An 18,275-nucleotide genomic window follows, 5' to 3' on the forward strand; every position below is an offset into this window, starting at 1 on the left:
TAATGGGAGATAAAAAAGTATGCTGTCTGTTACGTATTTTTAACAGAACTGCGCTGCAACTGCTAAGGTAGTCGTGGTCAATCGTGAGTATAGTGGGCGCTAAGACGGTCAATTCATACGCTATCTCATACGTTATCAATGAAAGACATAGCAATTGGCTGATGCAATAAAGTGATGAATTTTATAAAGATTAATAAACTAAAGACTCATTATGGAGAAAAAAATGGCTATTAAAAATAAAACCTATAAAAACTGGCTCACAGTAGGCTTAGTAGCAGCAGCATTAAGTGTCAGCGCCTGCGGCAAAAAAGACGAAGCGCCAATGGATGTTGAACCAACCGCTGACGCGCAGACGCCAGTAGAAAATAACGCTACCGGCGTGGCAACAGCAAACAGCACGGATGATGTCGCGGTTGCAAGTGCCGATGCTAATGACGGGATGGCCGTTAGCGAGAATGATGATGTCGCGGTAGCAACTGCTGATGATGCAGAAGTCCTCGATGGTACTGAAAGCGAAGAGCACATTTCGACTTACTAGTTGAGCTTGTTAAATGCCGCTTGCAAGCGTCGACTGACTATTTAGCAGATAAAACAGCGCTAGCGGCGTTAAGATGATAAAATAAGGCCCATAACTGACTATGCGTTATGGGCCTTATTTTGTCGTTGATTCCTTTTAAAAAGAATACCGCGCTACTTAGCTAGAGTTATCTAAGCTGAGCGCCGTTTTGAGTATTTTTTTATCGGCAATAAATTATTCTGTCAAACTCTAATGACCTTTAATAATTGAAGGGGCAGGGTTTGCCTTTTTATCGCATTATAGGCGACAATGGCGCATTTTTTTATTCATGTTTTCACTCATATTTATTGGAAGTCTGCTAAACCATGCTTGATACTGCAAAGAATCCGACTCGGCCTATCGCCTTAGATTTACAAGATGTCCATAAAAGCTACGGCTCGTTGGCGGTGCTAAAAGGGGTGTCTCTAACTGCTTATGATGGCGACGTTATCTCTATTTTAGGCTCGTCTGGCTCCGGTAAGTCAACCTTGCTGCGCTGTATTAACTTGCTCGAAAAACCCAATCAGGGGCGTATCATCATCGGCAATGATGAGCTGATGCTAAAGCCTGCCAAATCAGGCGAATTACAAGCGGCAGATATCAAGCAATTAGAGAGCTTACGCGCGCGCGTGGGCTTTGTGTTTCAAAACTTTAACTTGTGGCCGCATAAGACCATTTTGCAAAATATCATCGAAGGACCAACGCAAGTCTTAAAAATTAAAAAAGATCAAGCAATTAGCGATGCAGAAAAGCTGCTCGATAAAGTGGGTCTGCTCGATAAAAAAGACGCTTATCCGGCGAATTTATCGGGCGGTCAGCGTCAGCGTGTGGCGATAGCGCGCGCCCTTGCTATGCAGCCACAGGTGTTATTATTTGATGAACCAACCTCCGCACTTGACCCTGAACTGGTCAATGAGGTGCTCGCGGTCATGCGTGAGCTTGCCGAAGAGGGGCGTACCATGCTGATTGTTACCCACGAGATGCGTTTTGCCCGTGAGGTATCAAGCAAAGTGGTGTTCTTGCATCAAGGTATCATCGAAGAGATTGGTACGCCTGAACAGGTATTTGATCATCCAAAATCTGAGCGCGTTAAAGACTTTATGGCATCACATCGTCAAAACTAGAAGCGAGTGTTTGACAGGTGTTTGGTTGAATGTCAAAAAACCTAAAACGCTTGTGATACAAAAGTTGCCCTCAGTAATTTTCTTGGCCTAAATTTTCTTAGTCTTTTTATTACCGAATAATCACAGTTGGTATGCAAAACGTTTGTTTTTGATATTTGAGTCAGGTATTATCAAAAGGTTTATAGGCAGTCGCAACTGGCGTCTGCTTATGTCTTTATGTTCATTGACTTGCTTATCTGGCAGGGACGTCAGAGAACAAAATATCAGAACCCTATATCAAAACCTCATCAGAATTTAAGGAATGTATGATGTCGAATTCTCGCCTATTGTGGTCATCGATGACCGTCACCGCTGCGCTTATGCTTGGCGCTTGTAGTCAGCCTGCTAATGACGCTACTGATAGCAACGCTGATGCCCCTGCCGCAGAAACGGCCGGCAAGACCATTCGTATCGCCACTGAGGGCGCATACCCTCCCTTTAACTATACCAATGCCGATGGCAGCTTGGCGGGGTTCGATATCGACGTCGCCAATGCCTTATGTGCGCAAATGCAAGCCAAATGTGAAATCGTTGCTCAAGATTGGGACGGTATTATTCCAGGACTATTGGCGCAAAAATACGACGCCGTCATCGCTGGTATGTCAATCACTGAAGAGCGTCAAGAAAAGGTTGATTTCAGCGAGCCGTATTTCGCCAATACCATGGTTTGGCTTACCGATACCAAAGGCGGCTTTGACCCCAAATCCATTAAAAACCTAACGCTTGGTGGTCAGCGCTCTACGACACCTGGCGCGTATTTACAAGACAATTATGAAGGTAAAGACGGCAACACCGTCAAGCTTTATGATAATTATGACAATGCCTACTTAGACCTAAAATCTGGTCGTAGCGATGCGGTACTTGCTGAAAAAGTCTCTGCCAAATCATGGTTAGCGGACAATCCAGAAGGTTTTGGTATCGTGGGTGATGAGATTGATAACGACGATAATATTGCCATTGCTGTCCGTAAAGGTGACTCAATCAAAGACGACTTTAATAAAGCGCTGAGTGAAATCCGTAGCAACGGTGAGCTTGCCCGTCTTGAGCAAGAAAACTTCGGTCAGTAATTTGCTTGATGCGCTTTGCGAGAAGTCTTTAACTGATAGCTATTAGTCAACAGACGGTTTCAATAAGCGCCGATTAACCAATGTCTGAACCATTGCGGATGAATAACGGCTGGTAAATATATTAAGGAATAACCTCTATGATCACTTCAATGACCTCATCAATGAGCAAAAAAGCGCTATGGCTTGCGCCCCTTAGTGCAGCGATGCTGATGCTTGCTGCTTGTAACAACAGCTCAACGCCTACAGAAAATACGGACGCCGCTGCTACAAGCGATGCCCCTTTACATATAAAAATCGCCACAGAATCGAGCTATAAGCCTTTTAGCTATACCGACGCTAATGGCAAATTAATCGGCTACGAGATTGAGCTGGTAGACGCCTTATGTGCGCAAATGAAAGCTGAATGTGAAGTTATCTCGCAAGATTGGGACGGCCTCATTCCAGGGCTAAATGCACAGAAATTTGATGCGGCCATCGCTGGCATGTCAATCACCCCTGAGCGTAAAGAAGTCGTAGAATTCAGCGACCCGTACTTTCATACTGGCATTATCCTCATTGGTAAAAAAGGCGATGATATTACCGTCGATGGCCTAAAAGGTCAGCCAGTTGCCTCACAGCGCTCGACGGTTGCGTCACAATATCTACAAGAAAAACATGCCGACTCTGATATCAAGCTTTATGACACTCAAGACAACGCTTATCTAGACCTAACCTCAGGTCGCGTGCGCGCCATGATGTCTGATAAAGTCACTGGTATCGACTGGCTAAAAACCGAAGCTGGTAAAGACTACGAAGTCAAAGGTCAAGAAATCAGCACCAGCGATGATGCGATGGGTATTGCCTTCCGTAAAGGCGATCCATTGGTTGCCAAGTTTAATAAAGCTTTGGCTGAACTAAAAGAAAACGGCATTTACGATCAAATCACAGGCAGTTATTTTGGTACTAGCTCAACAGCGGCGGCACAAAAAGCAGTAGCGACTGACGGCGTCAAAGAAGTGGTGGTCGTTGATGATGGTAATGTCGATGCCAATGCAGTAATTGCTAAAGAAGAGCAAGCAGAAACGGCGACTAATTAATAGAGTTGTCTCTAATAGTCTATTAGATAAGCGCTGATTTTAATAAAGCACGTTTTAATTAAAGCGTGCTTTATGCCATCTACAATACTTTCCTAAGTACCAATGCCAATTAATAATGCCAAATAACAACATCAAGGATGATTATGAGCAACCATCTTCTTTTAGCCCCTATGTCTAGTACGTCCTCTGTTACCTCATCCGCCAGTAAGCACTTGTTAAAGACAAAATCGATGCTAGCCTTAGCGGCACTATTAGCTTTATCGGGCTGTAGTAATGGTCAAAACGAGACCAACGAAACTGCTAGCTCGGATACGACTAAAACGTCAGAAGCGGCCGATAATAATAGCGCGGCGAGCGACGATGATAATGTACTACGTATCGGCACCGAAGGCGCTTATGCACCCTTTAACTATACCAATGCTGACGGCACGCTTGGCGGCTTCGATGTTGAAATCGCCAATGCTATTTGTGACGATTTGCAGATGACTTGTGAAATCATAGCGCAAGATTGGGACGGTATTATTCCTGGGCTTAAAGCGGGTAAATATGATGCCATCGTCGCGGCAATGTCGGTCACGCCAGAGCGTGCAAAGCAAGTGGCTTTTACCGATCCATATTTTAGCAATGCCTTGGTATTTTTAGCCAAAAAAGACAGCAGCTTTGATCCTGCCAATAGCAGCGATATCAATGCCCATTCTATTGCCGCCCAGCGCTCGACCATCTCTTCGCAGTGGTTAGAAAATGCCTATCCAAAAGCTGATATGAAGCTTTATGATACCTTGAGTAATGCCTTTTTGGATTTGGGTTCTGGTCGCGTTGATGCCATGATATCGGACAAATTGCCCGCACTTGAATGGCTTGGCTCACCGTCAGGCAGCAATTATGCCATCAAAGGCGATGAGATAGATATCAATGATAATTTTGCAATTGCTGTACGTCCTAACGACGAAGCCTTGCAAGCCAAAATTAATAAATCTTTGGCCAATCTAAAATCCAATGGTACGTACGATAAAATCAATCAAAAATATTTTGCCGTACCAGCAAAGGCGGCAACCACTGAGTCGGTAGCACCCGAACCAACGGTAGAAAATGCAGCGCAATAAGCGCTTATTATCATTGTTATATTAATCACGGTTTTCCATATTTAGTGGTAAACGTGAAGTCATAAAAGCAAAAAGACATTACCATCAGGGTGATGTCTTTTTTGCTTTAATAATAGGGTTACTTTACAACCGATACAGGGCGAGGGGGATAAATTTTTCGAAGCCTCTGGAGTGCAAAGCGCACGGCAAGCAAGAAAAATTTATCCTACTCGCATCTGGTTGTTATCCTATCGATTTTGTTTAAAAATGATTATCATGATTCCTTACTCAAAGAATCACCACAATTTTATGCATTATGAAGGGTCAACTTTTATCAGATATCACTGATTTATAGGCTATTTATCCTGATAAGTATCTATTTAGGCAGCGCTTTTATGCGTGAGTATTAACATAGCTGGCAGCGAATATGATAAAATCAGCGCTCATTTCTACTGTGTCAATTTCCGCCGCCAAAATCGTATGTATCTGACGTCACTCTATGACGCAAAAAACCGCCATCTATGCGGTTGGTCATACGACTATGCGCAGCGCTCAGCTATTGATGCTGATTCTTTTAACTCATATTTTGCAACTTGCTAATATAAAGAGACTGAGTGGATAATTGTGTTTGATTTACAAGGATTTGGCGCGCTATTACTAAGCGGCGCTACCGTCACTATAAAGCTGGCGCTGACCAGTTTGGTCATCGGTATGGCGTTAGGCTTGCTTGGCGCGACCGCCAAGATGTCCAATGTCTGGCTGCTGCGTAAGCTTGCGACGGTCTATACTGCCACGATGCGCGGCATCCCTGAGCTGTTATTGGTGCTGTTTATTTATTACGGCGGCTCGATATTGCTCATGAGTATCCTCAAAAAGTTCGGCTATAACGACTATATCGAGATTAGCGCGTTTTGGGGCGGGGTCATGGCGTTATCAATTGCCTTTGGTGCGTACGCGACCGAAATTTTTCGCATGTCCATTCAAGAGATTCCGGTAGGGCAAAGAGAAGCGGCGCAAGCGATTGGCATGCGACCTTTTCAGACTTTTTATCGTATCACTTTGCCGCAAGTCTGGCAGATTGCACTGCCAGGTCTCGGCAATTTGTTTTTGGTATTGCTCAAAGATACCGCCTTGGTGTCAGTCGTCGGTCTAAAAGATATCATGTATCAGTCCTCGCGCGCGGCGCAGTCGACACAGCAGCCGTTTACCTTTTATATGGCAGCGGCGATTATTTATTTGGGTTTGACCATGTTGATTACCGGTTTTATGATGTGGCTTGAGTGGCGTGCCAATCCGGCGGCGCGTTATGCTAAAAAGCTCAGCCGTCAAACACACCATCAAACCACTCAAAGTCAATCGACCATAGGGTAGAGGAGAGATACTATGGATTGGAATTGGCAGGTCATTTTTGACCATATCCCTGATTTAATGGGTGGCGCGGTATTGACCGTCCAGCTCGTTGTATTCTCGGGTATTATTGGGTTGTTTTTTGGTTTGATTTTGGCATTATTGCGCCTGTCCAGAAATTGGCTGGTGCAAGTTTTACCATTTTTATATATCTTCTTTTTCCGTGGCACGCCGCTACTGGTACAAATATTTTTGATTTATTACGGGCTTGGGCAGTTCGAAGCGGTACGTAACTCGTTCTTATGGGAGCCGGTACTTAGCCAAGCTTATTGGTGTGCCATCATCGCCTTTACCCTTAATACCAGCGCCTATTTGGCAGAGATTATTCGCGGTGCAATCCAAAATATTCCTGTGGGCGAGCTTGAAGCCGCCGATGCCATTGGCATGTCAAAATGGCAGAAACTAACGCGTATTACCTTACCGCGCGCTTTTGGTATTGTGATTCCTGCCTACAGTAATGAAGTTATTTTTATGCTAAAGGGAAGCGCGCTGGCATCCACCATTGCTTTGATGGATATCACGGGTGTTGCTCGTACGATTAGTGCGCGCACTTATACCTTGATGGAATTGTTCTTTGCGGCCGGTGTCGTTTATCTGCTGCTATCGTGGGTGATTTTATTTAGCTTTAGATTGTTTGAAAAACGTATGAATCGTCACGCCAGCTATGTGCCGCCAGACGTGGTTACCAATACCATTCCTTAAAAGTAGGCATAGCAAAATAAAAAAGCTATAGTGGTCATAAATGTCAAAAACATGCCGTAAGGAAATAGTATGAGCTCATCGCCCCATATGTCCATCGCCAACGCTATTATTGGTAATGTGAAAGATACTGCTGGCACCACTGATACCAATAGTGATACCAGCATTGATAATAGCGAACGTCTGCGTACCTCTATCGGTAAAGTCGTCTGCGTCGGGCGCAACTATGCGGCGCATGCGCAGGAATTGGGCAATGAAGTGCCTAGCGCGCCGATGCTATTTATGAAGCCTGCCTCTTCGGTGGTATCTCTCCGTCAAGGCATTGAGCGACCAAACCCTGCTATCTTTGGTGAAACCCACTATGAAGCTGAGCTTTGTATTCAGCTGGCAGCAGACTTATCAAAAGCCACGCTTGCAGAAGCGAAACAAGCCATCGGCGGCGTGACATTGGGGCTAGATTTGACCTTGCGTGAGCTACAAACTGAGCTGAAAGAAAAAGGTCATCCGTGGGAGCGCGCTAAGTGCTTTGATGGCGCTTGTGTGCTTGCTGACTGGCTCGATGTAAATGCCTTTGGCGACTTCAAAAACGTGCATTATCAGCTGAATATTAATAACGAACTTAAGCAAGACGGCGATAGTGCCTTGATGCTATTTCCCGTTTATGAGTTATTGGTTAATATCAGTCATGCTTTTAGTTTGCAAGCGGGCGACGTCATTATGACCGGGACGCCAAGCGGCGTTGGCGCTTTACATGCGGGCGATGTGTTGACTTTAAAACTAGGCGCTCATCAGTGGCAGACAGAGGTTAAATAAGTTTTTATCACAGCTATCACCTATTAATCTGTAAAGGCATTAATGCTTAACGCTATCAAAAAATCCCAAGTGAACGCTTGGGATTTTTTTGGTTTATCAGTGGTGATAGTCATTTATCCTAAGCTTATCATTAAATAACTATCAAATCGGCATTTGGTTTTCAACGTACTGTCATAAACACTCAGTAGAATTAGGCATAATTCGTATTTTGGTGATTGCAATTACAAGACTGCAATCAACTCTCTCATGCCAATCAAGCCTAACAGCAAGGTGACTGATAATGACATTGTTAAATAAAGAGCTAGAACTCGCGCACGAAATCGTTGAAGATTCAAATCCTACCAATAACACTGATTTTCAGACCATTATCAATCGTCGTCTGAATCGCCGTAGTATTTTAAAAGGCGGTACAGGATTGACGGCAGCCGCATTCTTTGGGGCGCTACCTTTGGTGGGTTGTAGCGATGATGACGATAATAGCCGTCCTATCGTAGAAAATGGCAATGATGCAGCCATTCCTGCTCAAGGTGATTTAAAACGCCCTGAAACGTTGAAGTTCAATGCCGTAGCGCACTCAACGGCTGAGACAATGACGGTAGCAGACGGTTATAAAGCAGAAATCATATTGCCACTTGGCACACCACTCATGCCTGGGATTGAGGATTGGAAAGACAACCGTGAGCAATCAGCTGAATCCTTTGAATGGCGCATGGGCGACAACCATGATGGTATGTGGTTTTTTGGCAAAAAAGGCAACGCATATGATGCCAAGGCCGCAGAAAGTGGTCTGCTGGTAATGAATCATGAATATGTGAACAGTGAAGAGTTAAGCCCATTTGGTTATTACGTCACTCAAGATAAAGATGCCGCGCCTTTATTTCAAAGTCGTCGTCTTGCCAGTGATATCCGCCGAGAGGTCAACTGTCACGGAGTAGCAGTGGTCGAGATGACCCGCCGTGCAGACGGCAAAGGCTATGAGATGGTACCAACGTCAAAATACAATCGCCGCATTACCAGCAGTACGACTTCGCAGTTGGCTGGCCCCGTAGCTGGATCTGATTTGGTAAAGACCAAGTTTGACCCAACAGGCTTTCAAACTCGTGGTATCAATAACAATTGCGGCGCAGGGTTGTCACCTTGGGGCACATACCTCACCACAGAAGAAAACTTCTTAGGTGTGTTCGCACGTGGGCAAGATGCCAGTCAATTAAGTGCTGGACACAACTATGGTCGTGAGCGTTATGGGGCATCAGAAAATTCTCCAGGCTCTAGATATTTATGGCATACCCCTGACGCAAAAGACGCCATCATACCAGATGAGTTTTCACGCTGGGATATGACGGCAGTTGGGACAAGTGCCACTGAAGATTACCGTAATGGCTTCAATACTTTTGGCTATATCACAGAGATTGATCCTTTTGACCCAAAATCTATGCCACAAAAGCGCACAGCGATGGGACGTTTTGCTCATGAAAACTGTGCCTATGCGCCCGTGGAACAAGGCAAGCCCGTCGTTTTTTATATGGGTGATGATGCCCGAGGCGAATATATCTATAAGTTTGTCTCAAAAGCTGTGTGGTCGAACAATGACATTGGTGGCGGCTTAAAAGCAGGCGATAAATATCTGAATGACGGCACACTATATGTGGCTATTTTCAATGAAGATGGCAGTGGTGAATGGAAGGCCTTGATTCATGGTCAAAATGGCTTGGATGCGTCTAATAGTGAGCTACCTTTTAGTGGACAAGATGAAGTATTGATTTTTGCCCGCGCAGCAGCTGATGTGGTTGGTGCCACTAAGATGGATCGACCTGAGTGGGTGTCAGTCAGTCCGATGACAGGCGAGGTATATGTGACCTTGACCAATAACACCAATCGCGGCGTCAAAGATGACCAACCACTTTCTGCTTCTAATCCGCGCAGCTATAACGTTGATGGTAAACTTAGGGGTAATGAAAATGGTCACATCATTCGCTGGGCAGAAGCAGGCGGCGATCATACAGCGATGAGTTTTGAGTGGGATATTTATCTGTTTGCCACGCCTTATGATCTGGCTGCAGAAAATTTGTCACAGTTAAATGATAGCAATGATTTGTCATCTCCCGATGGTCTGTACTTCGACCCACGTGGAGTATTGTGGATTCAGACAGATGATGGCGCTTACACCGATACCACCAGCTGTATGTTGCTGGCAGCGTTGCCTGGTAAAGTCAGTGACGGAACCGCCATAACGACGTCGGCAGGACAACAAACACGAGTTGGAATGCCTGCTAGTAATGATAATATCAAACGTTTCTTTGTCGGTCCCGAAGGCTGCGAAGTGACAGGTATTACCATGACGCCAGACTTCAAAACCCTCTTTATCAATATCCAGCATCCAGGTAATAGTTGGGGAGCCATTGCAGGTGGTACGATTCCGCGCTCAGCCACGGTAATGATTACACGCGAAGATGGTGACGTCATACTGGCAGAATCCTTTGTCTAGTTAACCATTTGCATGAGTAATGATACGTCTGAACAAACATAAAAATCCTAAGTCATGGCTTTAGGATTTTTGTGTTGTAGGCGATAGCTACTAATGGGTAAGTTTCGATATTTTATAGTTCCCTGTTTTTTTAACCATAAAAATACCTGATAGTTAAATCATTTTCTTCTGTTTATGGCATTTACAGGCTAGTATGGCAATTACCCTTAATCGCTTGCTGTAGCAACACTATGCCCAATCCAAGACCTATAGAAACCATACACGATTTATTTGCGACCACTCGGCGTCCCTCTGATGGTGAATTGAGCGCAAAAGCAGACTTTCAAGACGATGTCTATGAAGCGCTAGCAGAACTTGACTATATTTATGTCGATGAGCTGATCGCCAAAAATGTCGATAACAGTGTGATAAAACCGCATCAACCAATCTCTTTGGTGGATTTTTTTGAAGGCTTGGCGCAGCTTGCTACTATGGGTGTCGTGGAAGTAACGGATATTGTCGAAGCTATCCACCGTGAGATTTTGCTGCGTCCTTTGGGGCGGTTTAATAATGGTAATCTTGAGCACTGGCAGCGCGGTATCACCGGGCGCATTTATGGTACGGTGCGTCAAGCGATGCAATTGGTCGGCAACAATATTGCCATAGGGCTACGTTTGTATAACACGGTTTTAAAACCCAAAAAAATACAACCACTGCCTTTAAACTTACGGCGTATGGTCAATATCCTAAATGGCGTGATGGGCGACCACCTTGTCACCCATGACAATCCGTTGGCCGTGTCGATGATGCTATACGATAAAGACAATTATGTGCAAAGTGGCGCACTATCGGGGCGAGTAATTGTTTTGTGTCATGGGCTTTGTTTGAGTCATTTAAGTTGGCAAATAGCGGGCGAAAATAATCTCGGTGCTATGCTGACCCACAAGTTGCCAGACAGTACAGTTTTATATTTGAACTATAATACCGGTCGGCGTATCTCCAGTAATGGGCGTAGCTTTGCTAAAGTCTTGCAAGATTTGGTCGAAAGCAATCCAGACATTACCCAGCTTGATTTAATCGGCCATAGTATGGGCGGCCTGCTGAGCCGTAGCGCACTGTTTTATGGTAAAGAGCAGGGATTCAGCTGGGTTGAGCGTGTGGGTAATTTGGTGACTTTAGGTACACCGCATCATGGCGCAAGTTTGGAGCAGATTGGCAATTTTGTGCAATATAAAATCGCTAAGCTGCCTTTTGCTGGGTCATTGGCGAAACTGGGCGACTTACGTAGCGCTGGTATTATCGATTTGCGTTATGGCAGTATTCGCGATGCCGATTGGAAATCTTTAGAGGAGCGCAGCGTGCTACCGGCAGAGTTTCGTCATCCGACGCGCCTACCGCTGCACGTCAATACTTATCTGGTCGCAGCGGCGTTGATTGAAACCCATTATGAAAATAAAACCACCAGCTTATTGGGTGATGGGCTGGTGTCAGTAGAGTCGGCGCTTGGCGAATATACTGAAGAGCACACATTGAGCGTACCTGAGGGTCATAAGGCGATATTTTATGGCGTCAATCATATGAATTTAACTTATAACGATCGGGTGCTTGCGCAAGTGATTTCTTGGTTATCAGCCAATAGATTAGGCGACGCGCATGACGCCAAATATGGGCTTGATAGCCGTATCTATTCTTATCCGATAGATTACGAGGTCGAGATTTAAGGTGTTAACACTATGAATGTTATTATCAATAAAATTATAAAAACGAAAAACCCTCAAGCATGACACTTGAGGGTTTTAAATTTTAGGGACGGTAGAAAACAGATAAGAAGCTATTCAGCGAAAATAGCCGCTACATCGTCTTTATCAAATTTGTAGACCTCACCGCAAAATCCGCAGTCCATCTCAAACGTACCGCCTTGTTCGTCCACGATATCTAACGCTTCGGTTTCACCGATTTGCTCAATTGCCATCTCACACTTCTCGCGTGAGCAGGTGCAGCCAAACGATAACGCTACAGGCTCAGGGGCAACGACTTTTTCTTCGTTATATAAACGGTACAGGATTTCATTGGCATCAAGCGTGGTCAGCTCTTCTGCTTTTAGCGTACGCGTGAGCACACTTAAGCGCGTCCACAAGTCATCATCGATCCCTGCGTCTTGGTTTTGCTCGACTTCATAGGTCTCGGCTGCGGTACGAGGTAGCATTTGCACCAAGATACCACCGGCTTGCAAACCATCGGATGCCAGATTGATCAGCGTTGGAATCTGCGCCGATTGTTTTTGATAATGCGCTAAGCAATCAGCTAAGTTGTCATGGCTACGCTCAACGATACCTTGATACGGCTCGCCGCCATCAGGCTGGATGTTGATAAATAACACGCCTTGACCAGCAGCGCCGAGCTCAGCAAAGGCGTCTTTGGCATGGATCATATTTTCCCACGCTTGCACTTGCTCGTCGGTGTCATTTTTCCAGCTGGCAAGGGCGCGAATGATACCGTCTTGGTCGCATTCTGCCATTGCCCAATTGAGCAAGCTGTCACTATCTGATGATTGTAATTGAATCGATAAGCGACCATTAATTTTAACGGTACTGATCAACAAGCTTGCCGCCGTCAGCATCTCACCTAATAAGCGCTTAATGGCTTCAGGATAAGCTTTTTGGGCAATTGTCGTCGCATAGCTGCGCGATAGGCGCACCACATCGCCGCGCACCGGTGAGTCTTCGATAAAAAAGCGTTGGCGTACGTCATTATCGCGGTGGCTGCTCGCTTGTTGATTAATATTTGGGACTTGAGTATCTTGGGTCATAGGTCATAACTAGTATTAAGAAGTTGTTAACTTTATGGGGATTAATGGTTATTTATCAATCATAGCGGTTTAGTTATTGGCGTAATTTAAATGATTGTTAAACGAAATCTGTAAAATATCAGTCGCATTAAAAAAAGTTTACCCGCATCGTGCAAATTGTTGTACAGTAACATTAAGTTGCATAGTGATAACTTAAAGCAACAGCATGGATGCATGACGGAAAAGTTAGCCAAGGACTTATATAAAGTCGAATAATGGCGCAAATACCGTCAAAGTCCCCTCCTAGTTTGTATAAATGTGATAAAAGGATGTATCTCATGACCTACTTAATCTCAAAACCTCTAACGTTGGTTGCCTTTATGGCACTTGGCCTAGCGGGCTGTAACAATAGCAATCAAACCAACACCGAAGCGCCGCCAGCAGATGGGGCAACGACGACAGAAGCGGCAGAAAATACCAACGGTACGCTACAAAAAATCAAAGAATCGGGTACTATCGTGGTCGGTCACCGAGACTCTTCTATCCCCTTTTCTTACATCGCTGATGACCCAAATCAGCCGATTGGCTATGCGCACGATTTAGAAATGAAAGTGGTCGATGCGGTAAAAGAAAAGCTTAATATGCCGGATTTAAAAATTCGTTATAACTTGATTACTTCGCAAACGCGTATTCCGCTGGTGCAAAACGGCACGGTCGATTTTGAATGTGGCTCAACCACCAATAACGAAGAGCGCCAAAAACAAGTGGCTTTCTCAAATGGTTTCTTTGAAATTGGCACGCGTTTATTGACCAAAAAAGACTCAGGTATTCAAGATTTTGAAGACCTAAAAGGTAAAACTTTGGTCACGACTGCTGGTACGACCTCAGAGCGTTATATTCGTGAATACAATGATAAAAATAAAATGGACATCAATGTCATCTCGGCAAAAGACCATGGCGAAGCTTTCCTTATGCTAGAAAACGGCCGTGCCGATGCCTTTATGATGGATGATGTACTACTTGCCGGTGAAAAAGCCAAAGCCAAAAATCCAGATGAATGGGTGATTGTTGGTACGCCGCAATCGTTTGAGATTTATGGTTGTATGATGCGTAAAGACGATCCTGAATTTAAAGCGGTGGTCGATGAAGCGCTTGCCAATGTCTTTAGCTCAGGCGAGATTAATAGCATTTATGATAAGTGGTTCACCAACCCAATTCCGCCAAAAAACGTCAATCTAAACTTTGAGATGTCAGACAATCTAAAAGCTTTGATTGCCAATCCACACGATAGCGCACAGCCAAAAGAAGCAACCGCTCAGTAATTTTTGTCCCTCAACATAGCTTGCTGACGCGCCCAGACTGCTGTTTATCAGTCTGGGGCGTTGGCTTTTTACTCCTGGCTTGGAGAGACCATCATGAATTATAGCTGGAACTGGGGTGTGCTCTTTGAGCAAACCGGTATCGGTAATGAGCTTTACCTGCATTGGATGGTGACCGGTCTTGGCTGGCTGTTATTGATTGGCAGTATCGCTTGGGCAATTGCCATGGTGATTGGTACTATTTTGGGCATCATGCGTACCTTGCCAAATAAGGGCGCGCGTAGTATTGGTACCGCTTATGTGACATTTTTTCGTAATATTCCTCTTCTTGTACAATTATTCTTTTGGTTTTATATCGCCCCCGGTTGGCTGACGCCTGCGCTACAAGAGTGGTGGTATAAAGACCTATCGCCTAATACCTCAGCCATGCTGTCCGCCAGTATTGGTTTGGGATTATTTACCGCCGCGCGTATCGTTGAGCAGGTGCGTACCGGTATTGAGTCTTTACCTGAAGGGCAAATCAATGCCGCTTATGCGCTCGGCTTTACGATTCCGCAAGCTTATAAAGAAGTGCTACTACCGCAGGCATTTCGTGTTATTTTGCCACCGCTAAGCTCGGAGCTCACCAACTGTTTTAAAAACGCGTCGGTAGCGTCGCTTGTCGGGGTGATGGAGCTGATTAGCCAAACCAAAACCATCAGTGAATATACCCAAAACAGCCTCGAGATTTACACTTATGCGACCATTATTTATCTGGTTTTTAATCTGTCGTTAATTGCCATTATGGGACTGATTGAGCGTAAATTACGAGTACCTGGGCTGATTGCAGGGAGTCAAAAATGAATATGATGACCGAACTTGCAACGGCGTATCCGGGCTTAATGGGAGGTATGCTGACCACTTTAAAGGTGCTGTTTCTCGCTATCCTAGGCGGTATTAGCTTAGGCACGGTATTGGCTTTAATGCGCTTGTCCGGCATCAAAGCGCTAGAAATTCCTGCTAAATTATACGTCAATTATTTTCGTTCTGTGCCGTTGCTATTGGTATTGCTGTGGTTTTATTTTGCCGTACCGATGATGTATTTTTGGATAGCCGGTAAATATTTACAGCTCGATACCGCGTTTACCTCGTGTGTTGTTGCCTTTATGATGTTTGAAGCGGCGTACTTCTCAGAGGTGGTGCGCGCAGGTATCCAATCTATCGGTAGCGGGCAAGTGAATGCCGCAAAGGCACTTGGCATGACTTATGGCCAAACCATGCGCTTGGTGATTTTGCCGCAAGCCTTTCGCAAAATGCTACCGCTGATTTTGCAGCAATGTATTATTTTATTCCAAGATACGACATTGGTTTTTGCTATTGGGTTGACGGATTTTTTCCGCGCCGCTTACGTCCGTGGTGAGCTGATGGGTTTACTGACGCCTTACATTTTAGGTGCGGGAGCTGTTTATTTTATCATCAGCTTAAGTGCCTCTATCGGCGTACAGCAATTGCAAAAACGCTTGAGGTTTTAATTTAAATTTGGCGCAGTATTTTACTATTAAGATTTTCATTTAATAATGATGGAAAAAGTGGTTAGGAGCCAGCGATGAATGAGCCAGTGATAAATGAGCTAGGGATAAACAATGCTGACACCTATATAAATGAATTTGGCGGACTGGTCACCGACAATGGCCATGCAAGCGCCGAGATAGTCATCAAAATGACTGACGTTAGCAAATGGTACGGCGACTTTCAGGTGCTAACTGACTGTACCGCGCACGTGCATAAAGGCGATGTGGTGGTGGTTTGTGGTCCATCGGGTAGTGGCAAATCGACCCTTATTAAAACCGTAAATGGCCTTGAACCGTTTCAAAAGGGCGATATCATGGTCAATGGTATCTCAGTTGGCGCGGCAAAAACCAACTTGCCTAAGCTGCGTAGTAGCGTAGGCATGGTGTTTCAGCATTTTGAGTTGTTTCCGCATCTGACTATTATCGATAACTTAACGGTCGCGCAAATCAAAGTGTTGGGCCGTAAAGAAGATGAGGCTAAGAAAAAAGGCATGGCCTATCTCGACCGTGTGGGCTTAAGTGCGCAAGCGCCAAAATACCCCGCCGAGCTATCAGGCGGACAGCAGCAGCGGGTAGCGATTGCGCGTGCTTTGGCGATGGATCCGGTAGCGATGCTATTTGACGAGCCAACTTCCGCACTTGACCCAGAGATGATTCAAGAAGTGCTCGATGTAATGGTCGAGTTGACCCGCGATGGCATGACCATGATGTGCGTGACCCATGAAATGGGCTTTGCCAGTCAGGTGGCCAATCGGATTATTTTTATGGATGAAGGGCATATTGTCGAAAACTGTAGTAAGGATGAGTTTTTTGAAGGCGCAAAAAGTGAGCGCGCGCAGCTGTTTTTATCAAAAATTCTCAATCATTGAAACTAAGTACTGTGTTTTAAGTATCTATCAAAGCGTCTTTAATAAAGGCGCTTTTTTATGTCTTTTACTTTTTGTTCATTACTCTCAGCTTACAAGTGTTCCCTGTTTGCTGCTACAATAGACGCCATCAGTTTTTAATCCTATTCCAAATTCATAACAAATAATAAATAGTGTTTCGGAGTCATTATGAGTGTAGAAAACCAATCAGCAGGTATTGTGATTATTGGCGCAGGCTTAGCAGGCTGGCACGTGATTGATGCCATTCGCGCAAAAGATAAAAACATTCCCATCACCTTAATCACAGCTGATAATGGCGACCGTTATCATAAACCCATGCTAACCATGGCAATTAGCCAGCAGAAAAACGCCGCGGATTTGGTACGGGCGACCGGTAGCGATGCGGCAAAGGCGGCAAATATCAATTTGCTTGCCAATACGCAAGTGACTGATATCGACCCTGCTAGCCAAACGGTACAGCTTATCTCAGCACTGCGCTCGGACCCCGTGTATACCAATTACGCCACTATTAGCTATGACAAACTGGTGCTGGCAATGGGCGCCCATCCTATTTTTCCAAAAAGTCTGCCTGAAGATTTGGTTTGGCATGTCAATCATATCGAGCGTTTTGGGCAGCTGCAAGAAAAGCTGGCAGCGGGCAGTCAGCGTGTTGCTATCGTTGGCGCTGGTATGGTCGGGACGGAGATTGCTGAGGATTTATTAAAAGCGGGTCATGAAGTGACGTTGATTGACTTAAATGACGCGCCGCTCTCGCAAATGCTACCGGCACAAGCGACCGCGCGTATTGCTAAAGCAATAAAATCGCAAGGGATTCACTTTTTAGGCGGTTATCAAGTATCCAATGTCACGCGTCATGATGATGGTAAATTGCAAGTCAGCTATGCACCAGTTGCCGCTACCGACAGCGATACGGCGCAGCAGCCAGAGCCATTAATCGTTGATCATGTGATTGCTAGTACGGGTCTGACGGTCGATGATAAATTACCAACCGCTGCTGGAGTTGAGTTCAATCGTCGCACTGGTATCGTGGTCGATGCCACCACGTTACGTACCCATGCGTCCAATGTGTATGCGATTGGCGATTGTATGTCCATCAACGGCGTCGCCTGCCGCTATGTCGCGCCACTACGTGCGCAGGCAGCGACGATTGCTGACGATATCTTGGGTCACGAGCACAGCGGTTATGATCATAAGCCGCCGATGATTCGCTTAAAAAATAAAGCCATTTCGGTGATGGTCACTGGCGTACCGCAGGCTGCTGGTAATTGGCAAGTGACTACTGAAACGGATGACGAGCTGGTTATTGATTTGCTTGATAATAGCAATGCCGTCACTGCGACGGTAACGATTAAAGCACCGCCAATGGTGAAATCTTAATCAATGCTTAACCATTGCAGATTTAAC

The 18,275-nt window shown here is 45.2% G+C and carries 16 protein-coding genes; 15 read left to right on the forward strand and 1 reads right to left on the reverse strand.

Annotation, left to right across the window (positions count from 1 at the left end):
* The first annotated feature begins 223 nt into the window (after nt 1-223).
* The 10 genes from H9653_RS06865 (at nt 224) to H9653_RS06910 (ending at nt 12,048) form a co-directional block, all read left to right on the forward strand.
* Complete coding sequence (locus H9653_RS06865; protein ID WP_191691458.1) at nt 224-538, forward strand: hypothetical protein; 315 nt, start codon at nt 224-226, stop codon at nt 536-538.
* Between the two features lie 344 nt (nt 539-882).
* On the forward strand, nt 883-1,680 hold the full coding sequence (locus tag H9653_RS06870; protein WP_068406004.1) for an ABC transporter ATP-binding protein: 798 nt from the start codon (nt 883-885) through the stop codon (nt 1,678-1,680).
* 305 nt (nt 1,681-1,985) lie between these two features.
* Nucleotides 1,986-2,786 carry a transporter substrate-binding domain-containing protein gene (locus tag H9653_RS06875; RefSeq protein WP_191691460.1) on the forward strand — a complete coding sequence of 267 codons (801 nt, stop codon included), beginning with the start codon at nt 1,986-1,988 and terminating at the stop codon, nt 2,784-2,786.
* 137 nt (nt 2,787-2,923) lie between these two features.
* Complete coding sequence (locus H9653_RS06880) at nt 2,924-3,862, forward strand: transporter substrate-binding domain-containing protein (protein WP_191691462.1); 939 nt, start codon at nt 2,924-2,926, stop codon at nt 3,860-3,862.
* 143 nt (nt 3,863-4,005) lie between these two features.
* A complete protein-coding gene (locus H9653_RS06885; protein WP_191691464.1) occupies nt 4,006-4,965 on the forward strand; it encodes an ABC transporter substrate-binding protein in 960 nt (319 codons plus the stop codon).
* Between the two features lie 603 nt (nt 4,966-5,568).
* Nucleotides 5,569-6,315 (forward strand): ABC transporter permease, encoded by a 747-nt coding sequence (locus H9653_RS06890; RefSeq protein ID WP_068405995.1) that lies wholly within the window; start codon nt 5,569-5,571, stop codon nt 6,313-6,315.
* A 12-nt stretch (nt 6,316-6,327) separates the two neighbouring features.
* Nucleotides 6,328-7,053, forward strand: coding sequence for an ABC transporter permease (locus H9653_RS06895; RefSeq protein WP_191691466.1), 726 nt, complete (start codon nt 6,328-6,330; stop codon nt 7,051-7,053).
* A gap of 180 nt (nt 7,054-7,233) precedes the next feature.
* A complete protein-coding gene (locus H9653_RS06900) occupies nt 7,234-7,863 on the forward strand; it encodes a fumarylacetoacetate hydrolase family protein (RefSeq protein WP_404814807.1) in 630 nt (209 codons plus the stop codon).
* A 280-nt stretch (nt 7,864-8,143) separates the two neighbouring features.
* Nucleotides 8,144-10,348: a PhoX family protein gene (locus H9653_RS06905; protein WP_191691470.1), complete on the forward strand. Its 2,205-nt coding sequence runs from the start codon at nt 8,144-8,146 to the stop codon at nt 10,346-10,348.
* A 230-nt stretch (nt 10,349-10,578) separates the two neighbouring features.
* Nucleotides 10,579-12,048, forward strand: a complete 1,470-nt coding sequence (locus tag H9653_RS06910) for a PGAP1-like alpha/beta domain-containing protein (protein ID WP_191691472.1) — start codon at nt 10,579-10,581, stop codon at nt 12,046-12,048.
* A gap of 110 nt (nt 12,049-12,158) precedes the next feature.
* On the opposite strand, the gene hslO is transcribed toward H9653_RS06910, so the two are convergent.
* Nucleotides 12,159-13,136 carry an Hsp33 family molecular chaperone HslO gene (gene hslO, locus H9653_RS06915; protein WP_191691474.1) on the reverse strand — a complete coding sequence of 326 codons (978 nt, stop codon included), beginning with the start codon at nt 13,134-13,136 and terminating at the stop codon, nt 12,159-12,161.
* 317 nt (nt 13,137-13,453) lie between these two features.
* Here hslO and H9653_RS06920 point away from each other — a divergent pair, with 317 nt between their 5' ends.
* The 5 genes from H9653_RS06920 to H9653_RS06940 all read left to right on the forward strand — a co-directional run bounded on the left by H9653_RS06920 (nt 13,454) and on the right by H9653_RS06940 (nt 18,248).
* Nucleotides 13,454-14,437, forward strand: coding sequence for a glutamate/aspartate ABC transporter substrate-binding protein (locus H9653_RS06920; protein WP_191691476.1), 984 nt, complete (start codon nt 13,454-13,456; stop codon nt 14,435-14,437).
* A gap of 93 nt (nt 14,438-14,530) precedes the next feature.
* Complete coding sequence (locus H9653_RS06925) at nt 14,531-15,277, forward strand: amino acid ABC transporter permease (RefSeq protein ID WP_191691478.1); 747 nt, start codon at nt 14,531-14,533, stop codon at nt 15,275-15,277.
* A complete protein-coding gene (locus H9653_RS06930) occupies nt 15,274-15,945 on the forward strand; it encodes an ABC transporter permease subunit (RefSeq protein ID WP_068405974.1) in 672 nt (223 codons plus the stop codon). The genes H9653_RS06925 and H9653_RS06930 overlap by 4 nt, the downstream gene beginning before the upstream one ends.
* 188 nt (nt 15,946-16,133) lie before the next feature.
* On the forward strand, nt 16,134-16,853 hold the full coding sequence (locus H9653_RS06935; protein WP_190295528.1) for an amino acid ABC transporter ATP-binding protein: 720 nt from the start codon (nt 16,134-16,136) through the stop codon (nt 16,851-16,853).
* A 186-nt stretch (nt 16,854-17,039) separates the two neighbouring features.
* Nucleotides 17,040-18,248 (forward strand): FAD-dependent oxidoreductase, encoded by a 1,209-nt coding sequence (locus H9653_RS06940; protein WP_191691480.1) that lies wholly within the window; start codon nt 17,040-17,042, stop codon nt 18,246-18,248.
* Nucleotides 18,249-18,275: the final 27 nt, after the last annotated feature.

Source organism: Psychrobacter communis (genome assembly GCF_014836505.1).
Classification (GTDB): domain Bacteria; phylum Pseudomonadota; class Gammaproteobacteria; order Pseudomonadales; family Moraxellaceae; genus Psychrobacter; species Psychrobacter faecalis.

Coding starts and splice junctions, on each gene's coding strand:
- H9653_RS06885 (WP_191691464.1), top strand. CDS start 4,006: ATGAGCAACCATCTTCTTTTAGCCCCTATGTCTAGTACGTCCTCTGTT.
- H9653_RS06940 (WP_191691480.1), top strand. CDS start 17,040: ATGAGTGTAGAAAACCAATCAGCAGGTATTGTGATTATTGGCGCAGGC.
- H9653_RS06920 (WP_191691476.1), top strand. CDS start 13,454: ATGACCTACTTAATCTCAAAACCTCTAACGTTGGTTGCCTTTATGGCA.
- H9653_RS06880 (WP_191691462.1), top strand. CDS start 2,924: ATGATCACTTCAATGACCTCATCAATGAGCAAAAAAGCGCTATGGCTT.
- H9653_RS06870 (WP_068406004.1), top strand. CDS start 883: ATGCTTGATACTGCAAAGAATCCGACTCGGCCTATCGCCTTAGATTTA.
- H9653_RS06895 (WP_191691466.1), top strand. CDS start 6,328: ATGGATTGGAATTGGCAGGTCATTTTTGACCATATCCCTGATTTAATG.
- H9653_RS06935 (WP_190295528.1), top strand. CDS start 16,134: ATGACTGACGTTAGCAAATGGTACGGCGACTTTCAGGTGCTAACTGAC.
- H9653_RS06910 (WP_191691472.1), top strand. CDS start 10,579: ATGCCCAATCCAAGACCTATAGAAACCATACACGATTTATTTGCGACC.
- H9653_RS06875 (WP_191691460.1), top strand. CDS start 1,986: ATGATGTCGAATTCTCGCCTATTGTGGTCATCGATGACCGTCACCGCT.
- H9653_RS06905 (WP_191691470.1), top strand. CDS start 8,144: ATGACATTGTTAAATAAAGAGCTAGAACTCGCGCACGAAATCGTTGAA.
- H9653_RS06865 (WP_191691458.1), top strand. CDS start 224: ATGGCTATTAAAAATAAAACCTATAAAAACTGGCTCACAGTAGGCTTA.
- H9653_RS06930 (WP_068405974.1), top strand. CDS start 15,274: ATGAATATGATGACCGAACTTGCAACGGCGTATCCGGGCTTAATGGGA.
- H9653_RS06925 (WP_191691478.1), top strand. CDS start 14,531: ATGAATTATAGCTGGAACTGGGGTGTGCTCTTTGAGCAAACCGGTATC.
- hslO (WP_191691474.1), bottom strand. CDS start 13,136: ATGACCCAAGATACTCAAGTCCCAAATATTAATCAACAAGCGAGCAGC.